At 34.5% G+C, this 6,000-nt stretch carries 7 protein-coding genes and 1 pseudogene; 1 reads left to right on the forward strand and 7 read right to left on the reverse strand.

What is annotated here, in order from left to right; all coding sequences use genetic code 11:
• Positions 1-142: 142 nt before the first annotated feature.
• The 5 genes from EPJ89_RS02180 to EPJ89_RS02195 form a co-directional block, all read right to left on the reverse strand.
• The gene (locus EPJ89_RS02180; RefSeq protein WP_244660789.1) at positions 143-817 is read right to left on the reverse strand and encodes a hypothetical protein; all 675 of its coding nucleotides are present in this window, start codon (positions 815-817) and stop codon (positions 143-145) included.
• Between the two features lie 15 nt (positions 818-832).
• Entirely contained in the window at positions 833-1,147 is a 315-nt protein-coding gene (locus EPJ89_RS08750; protein WP_244660790.1) for a hypothetical protein, read from the reverse strand.
• Positions 1,148-1,356: 209 nt separating this feature from the next.
• Entirely contained in the window at positions 1,357-1,644 is a 288-nt protein-coding gene (locus EPJ89_RS02185) for a hypothetical protein (RefSeq protein ID WP_003774610.1), read from the reverse strand.
• Positions 1,645-1,781: 137 nt separating this feature from the next.
• Positions 1,782-2,171 (reverse strand): hypothetical protein, encoded by a 390-nt coding sequence (locus EPJ89_RS02190; RefSeq protein ID WP_003774609.1) that lies wholly within the window; start codon positions 2,169-2,171, stop codon positions 1,782-1,784.
• A gap of 253 nt (positions 2,172-2,424) precedes the next feature.
• Positions 2,425-2,724, reverse strand: a complete 300-nt coding sequence (locus EPJ89_RS02195; protein ID WP_003774608.1) for a hypothetical protein — start codon at positions 2,722-2,724, stop codon at positions 2,425-2,427.
• Positions 2,725-3,285: 561 nt separating this feature from the next.
• On the opposite strand from EPJ89_RS02195, the gene EPJ89_RS02200 reads away from it, so the two are divergent.
• Positions 3,286-3,561 carry a hypothetical protein gene (locus tag EPJ89_RS02200; RefSeq protein WP_003774606.1) on the forward strand — a complete coding sequence of 92 codons (276 nt, stop codon included), beginning with the start codon at positions 3,286-3,288 and terminating at the stop codon, positions 3,559-3,561.
• On the opposite strand, the pseudogene EPJ89_RS02205 reads toward EPJ89_RS02200, so the two are convergent.
• Together EPJ89_RS02205 and EPJ89_RS02210 are read right to left on the reverse strand one after the other, a co-directional pair.
• Positions 3,534-4,112: pseudogene (locus EPJ89_RS02205) on the reverse strand (IS30 family transposase); the annotation flags it as partial. The gene EPJ89_RS02200 and the pseudogene EPJ89_RS02205 sit on opposite strands and share 28 nt — an antisense overlap.
• A 997-nt stretch (positions 4,113-5,109) precedes the next feature.
• A partial coding sequence (locus tag EPJ89_RS02210; RefSeq protein ID WP_200548900.1) for an Ig-like domain-containing protein occupies positions 5,110-6,000 on the reverse strand: 891 nt, incomplete at its 5' end.

Below are 6,000 nucleotides of genomic sequence, written 5' to 3' on the forward strand. Positions count from 1 at the left end.
CTTTCGTAAAATCATTTTTGTTTATATCTGATTGATGTACATCATTACCAACACCATTAAGAACGATACCTTTGATCTTATCAGCATAAGTTGGATCAGCTTTCGGTCGAGAAACAATATATTTTTTTGTACTTAACGATTCTCAATCTTCAAGAGAAGCATATCCCACTAATGTATCATCGAGTAACTGTGCTACTTGACCGTAAGTTTTGTCCGACTCACCTTCTTCAACTAAAGGTTTCGTTAGTAATTCAGTAACAGCAGCAAAAATGTTTGCTGATTCTAGTGCTGAATCATCCATGATTTTTTGAACTTCATGGCGGAATTGTTCATACTCACGGTATGAGTTCTCTGCTGGATCAATTTTAAACAAAAGCAATTTATGCTCGCTATCCATCGGTTCAAATTCAAGTCCTTCACCCAATTTATCTATATAGGAAAGTCCTGGTAGTCCGATACAGTGAGCTGTTGTTGTATTGATGGAGGCTCCCCAAATGACTTCTTTGGTTCGATAGTCAATCATAATAGGTTTTTTATCCAACAATACTAAATAATTTGTTGCTTCGCGTTCCTTTAATTCATCTTCTGTAGGCTCAGTGCCTGTGATTTCCTGTCCATTTGTAAAAGATTTAGCTTCTGCGTCACCTTCAAACTTAAGACTTGGTGAATCCACTAATTCATCTCGAATCGTTTTACCTGATTGATATTTCTCATTGATTTTGTTTTCTAGAATAATACGAAACATTACGGGTTCAGATAACGTTTCTTTCGACTTAAGACGAAATTGTGCATCTGTACCTTCATCATTCCAGACCACGTCAAAACGACCCTCCTATTCAATCGTTTTGCTATCAACGATTACGCTATGGTTAAACTTCATTGTGTCATAGGTTGCTGGAATCTCGATATACTTATCTTCTTGGTCTGCATGGTAAGCTTTAATGGTATCTTTATTTATTCTAAAATTAAACCCATCATTTTCTTTACGAACCAATTCACTATTATATCGAATATCCCAAATTAAACTGGTTGGCATTGCCTCCTCACGCTTCTCACCTTTTATGATGATTGAATTTGGATATACTTTTTTATTATCTGCTGAACGTAGAAGCTGCTTGTTGTCGAGTGACGCTGTGAGTCTTCCCAACTGATTCCCTTCAATTTCTAATTGCAGATTATCATTGACATACGTTTGCGTTACAAAATATTTTACAACAATATTTTTTCAACCAGCGGAATTTCAATAGCTTCAATTCCTTGAGTTGATGTATTCTTAAATTCTTCTGAAACTGAAGGATATTGATTACAAGGTTCTAATGTACCATCATTCTTAACATTAAAGTTGCTAATGTCTACTTAAGTCTTAACATCCCAATTTCCAAGACCAGATGTTTTCACAATTTGTGGAATTATGAACGCAAGATTTAAGTTGTTCATCGTATGGTTACGACTTGAATTTAAAATCCCTTCCCATTTTAATTCTAAGCCTCCATTAATCTCACTAAACCCAGCTTCCTTCAGTTTGTGATCACTGCCACCGATTGGCTGAACCGGGAACGTTTCTTCAATTTTATTTTCTGAAGCAATAAAGTCATTGATTACAAGTGGATAATTTTCGAGTTTATCAAGTTCTGATTTATCCATTTGCTTAAAAGAATATTGATTAAAAATGTACTCATCGGTAGCAAATTCAAATCCTTCTTTTAAATTTTCTTTAATCGTATCTAAATCTGTCCCTTTCTTAATTTGATCAGAAATATAACTGTTAATTTGGTATGAAATTAAATTTTGGAAACGATACTGATTTTCAATACCTGCCTCTTCATTTGATATAAGTAATTCATCAACAACAAGTTTAAATGCTCCGACATTTGATGTGGGTTTTTACGTACAAACTTCGATGTACTGTATTCCTCTAATTTATCACTGATTATGAATTGTTCCTGGGTCGCAGTAAAAAGAGTTATTTCTTCTGGAAAATCATGTTCATATTTATATACAGCACGTTCTCCATTTTCTAAATAATGGAAATCAAAAATAGTGGAATCTGCTGTTATTTTATCAAGTGAGTCTTGATAAAATTTAACTTTATAGCTGATTTCTACAAATTCTTTGTCATCTGTGAAAATATCAACACTAAAATCTGTTGATTGATTCGTATAACTTTCCATTTTCACAGGAATTTTTCACTAATTAATTGACACTTATACCGAAGTTTAGCGTGTGTTTCGCCTTCAAGATTCAACTCAATTTCACCTGTTAGTACCGGCTTTGTTTCATTCGATACTGGCAAGATTTCATCAATTTAATTTTCCTTAGGCACGCTCACTTCATTTGGAGGCTTCTTTTCATCTTCATCATTTACATAATTTGTTTGTGATTCTAACGAAGCGATTTCAGTTCTTAATTGATCTAAAACGGCTCCTACAGCAGGATATTTTTTTCATCAACCATCTTTAAGTCTTCATTAATAAGAATTTCATACACCATTTTAAACGATTGTGGATTAACATCTACATCTTTAAAATCTAAACTGAATCCATTCGTTTCTTCTTTTACCTTAATTTGAGTTAAATCTTGAAGGGTATTAGCCTTTAAGTCCTTATCCGTATGTACTGGATCCTCAACATGGACTAGGGTAGCTTCGTCGGGCACATTAAACATGAGTGGATTAAATTCATCCTTAATTTTAATCCACTCTGAATCACTGAAATTCAATGTCAATGCTGCCTCGCTGTGTAAGGTTTCGTAGGTGATTCGATCACGACATTCGATTGTTTGGAATCAATCACCGCAGTTAGCATCGCTTCGTGGGGAAGCTCCTCCTCAGGTACATTAGCAGAAATTGTCAATTGCGATACAATTAGTACGAATACTAATGCGACGATACTCACCGGTCGCATTTTACGGTTCTTCGTAAATAACATAGTGTCTCCTCTTTTCTAAATAATTTTTCATAAAATCATACATCGTACACGTGATGAAAATGATATAGACTTTAAAGTATCCTATCATTATTATTCGTTATATTTGTGAAATAAATATAACACAAGTATTTAAAGAGGCTAATAGAAACACCTTATCAAACATATTGAGCCTTTAAATCACCATTAATACAATTAGGTGAAACATTCATGATAATTGTTAGAAAAACATTACAAATATGGCATATTTTCTTCTAAATCAATTAAGTCTTTCAGGGTATTTCGTTTCATTCTTTATAGAATCGTTGGTATGATACCTATATAAGGTACTAATAATCCCCTTTTATTGTGGAGGTCTACGATGAAACAAACATTTTTTTCGATTCTAAGCATGGTTTCTATTTTTACAATCTCTATTTCCCCAAGTCCGATGAACAATCGCTCTTCACAAGTTTTTGTTACAAGTCAAAATTACCGTTCTACTCAAAGCGATCATGAACTTCCAGCACACAGTAACGGTGTTAAAACGCTACCACCCTATGGACTCCCCGATGCACCCCTCTATGGTGCCATCGCTTGTTTTGTAATTGGTTTGATACTCATTGCAAATCAAAATCGATTCAGAAAGAAAAAATAATGCTGTGAAGTCTTTTTGACCTCAAATATTTGTCGCGTCATTGAGGCAATTTTGAAGCAAATATTAGACATCGATTTTCCTTTTAGTATAAACCATCGTGCGATTGCATTCTCGCGTTTATTAGTTCCACTTTGAAAAGAACAATACGAGTTACACTTATATATCTTTACGTACAACCGCTTAACTGTAATCCCTAATGTTTTAAATTCAAGTCCATTATCTACTGTTATCGATTTGATTATTATTTTATTTTCTTCAATAAATTTTCGAATTTTGTTTAATGTGTAATAATAATTTGGATATTCTACTTTAATAAGCCAGATCATTCTTGAGCAGCGGTCCACAATAGATATAATCGCTGCAGTTTCATGTTTCTTACCGATGATGGAGTCGATTTCGAGTTGACCAATCTCGTTTCGTTCCTCAATATATTTAGGTCTTAGGCTAATTGGAAGTACCGTTTTCTCTTCCAAGTTCCATCTCAAGTGATTCATCATTCCACTCATTCTCTTTTTACGTTTTCTTCTCTTATAAAACATTCTATTTTTTCGGGTTTAAATTTCGCCTTAAAATTGCAACAGATATATACAAATTAGTGATAGAATGTTGCTTCTATTCTAATGGTGTTCTATGCATGAAGTAATTTGGAATTAAACCACTCAACAATTATCCAAACTCATAATCCAGTTCCTCAAGTATTGAGAAAATGTGCTTTTTGTCAACCTCCTTTTTTTGTCTTGAATTTTGTCTCAGCGATGGTATTGTCAAATGTAGTTAACCTTACGACTTAATCACCAACTGTTGAACAGATATCGTCAATCAGGTAATTACCAAACTCACTTCCTCAATATGAATGAAAGTATTAAATCGATCTTAAACTTGAATTTATCTTTGCAAACGCCTTATGAAACAATTTGCTATTTTTCTTTTGTCAACAACTGTGTCCCACAATCTCACGAATATATAAATCAATAGTGGTGCAAGTGTAATTCTAGCTATGTCCATCCATTACATAGGTTAGGTCGCTGACTCTTACTTCAAACTGTTTACGAACAACAAATTCCCGATACTCGTCTGCGTGATAAGACAAATATTTCTTGGACTAGTACTGTCTTTATTTTACGTGCTCCATAAATCTTTTAACTATCAACGAAAACGTTAATAACATGCTCAGTTTATTCATCAACTCTCTCTTGGTGTCAAGTAATAACCTCCTTGTTTATATTTGCGATTGTCAGTCACATTTACAATAACACTGAGGGTTTTTTCTGTTACAACTCTATATGCATAGGTAGGAACTGACCTAGTTCCGTTCTCACACGCTCACACGAATAGCGTGTGGTTTTCTAAACCGATAACAAAAAAACACCCCGTTATTATAAACGGGGTGAAGCTTTAATAACTCTCGAGGTAGGTTTATCTACATTGTAAATTAAAGATCATTGAATTAAGGATGCGCTAATTTCTCCGCGTTTTCCAAGTGTCTCTAAGCTTATGAGATCCAATCTATGGTTTCTCAATGAGCACTTGTTTAAAATTTAGGTCTAATTATAATTCTTTTTCACCCATTCTCTTCAAATATATTTTAATTCCAAAAACTATTTGTAATACTCCTAAAAGTAAGAATGAGTAATTATTACTTATTCCGGCCGGCGGAAGAACATTTTTGCTATCACTTTGATGCATTACGGATTTAGTAATCATAGTTCCTCTCATACCATCTGTATAAGGAATAGCCGAGATTTCTTCTCCACCGCTCAGTTTACGATTTAATTTGATTGAAAATTTCCCAAGTATATTAACTCTACCTTTTCCGATTTCATTACCTTTTGAATCAATTATAATAACTACATCACCAGCCACTCCGGTTCCAGAAACTAATTCATCGCCATCTTTCATTGGGTTAAGATCTGGCTTATGACTATATTTGTCAAAGACTTTAAGACTTGTCGGTGTTCCCGCTTTCCCATCCGTTTGGGGTGTGATTGTAATCACTTCATTGGGTTCTAATGGTCGATCTGTTTTCACATCAAAGTTACCTTCCGAATCAACCGTACCTTTTCCGATTTCTTTACCTTTACCATCAGTAATGATGATTTCATCACCTGGGGTTCCTTTTCCAGTTAGATTACTATCACCCGTTGTTGGTTTGTCAACGGTTGGTTTATGAGCATCTTTATCAAATACCGTCTCTTTGGTAGATGTTCCTGCTTTCCCATCCGTTTTGGGTGTGATTGTAATCACTTCATTAGGTTCTAATGGTCGATCTGTTTTCACATCAAAGTTACCTTCCGAATCAACCGTACCTTTTCCAATTTCTTTGCCGTTACCATCAGTAATGATGATTTCATCACCTGGGGTTCCTTTTCCAGTCACATTGGTTTCACCCGAGCCTGGCTTATTCACCGTTGGTTTATGGGCATCTTTATCGAGAACGGT

The sequence above is a fragment of the Erysipelothrix sp. strain 2 (EsS2-6-Brazil) genome (assembly GCF_016617625.1).
Lineage (GTDB): Bacteria > Bacillota_I > Bacilli_A > Erysipelotrichales > Erysipelotrichaceae > Erysipelothrix > Erysipelothrix piscisicarius.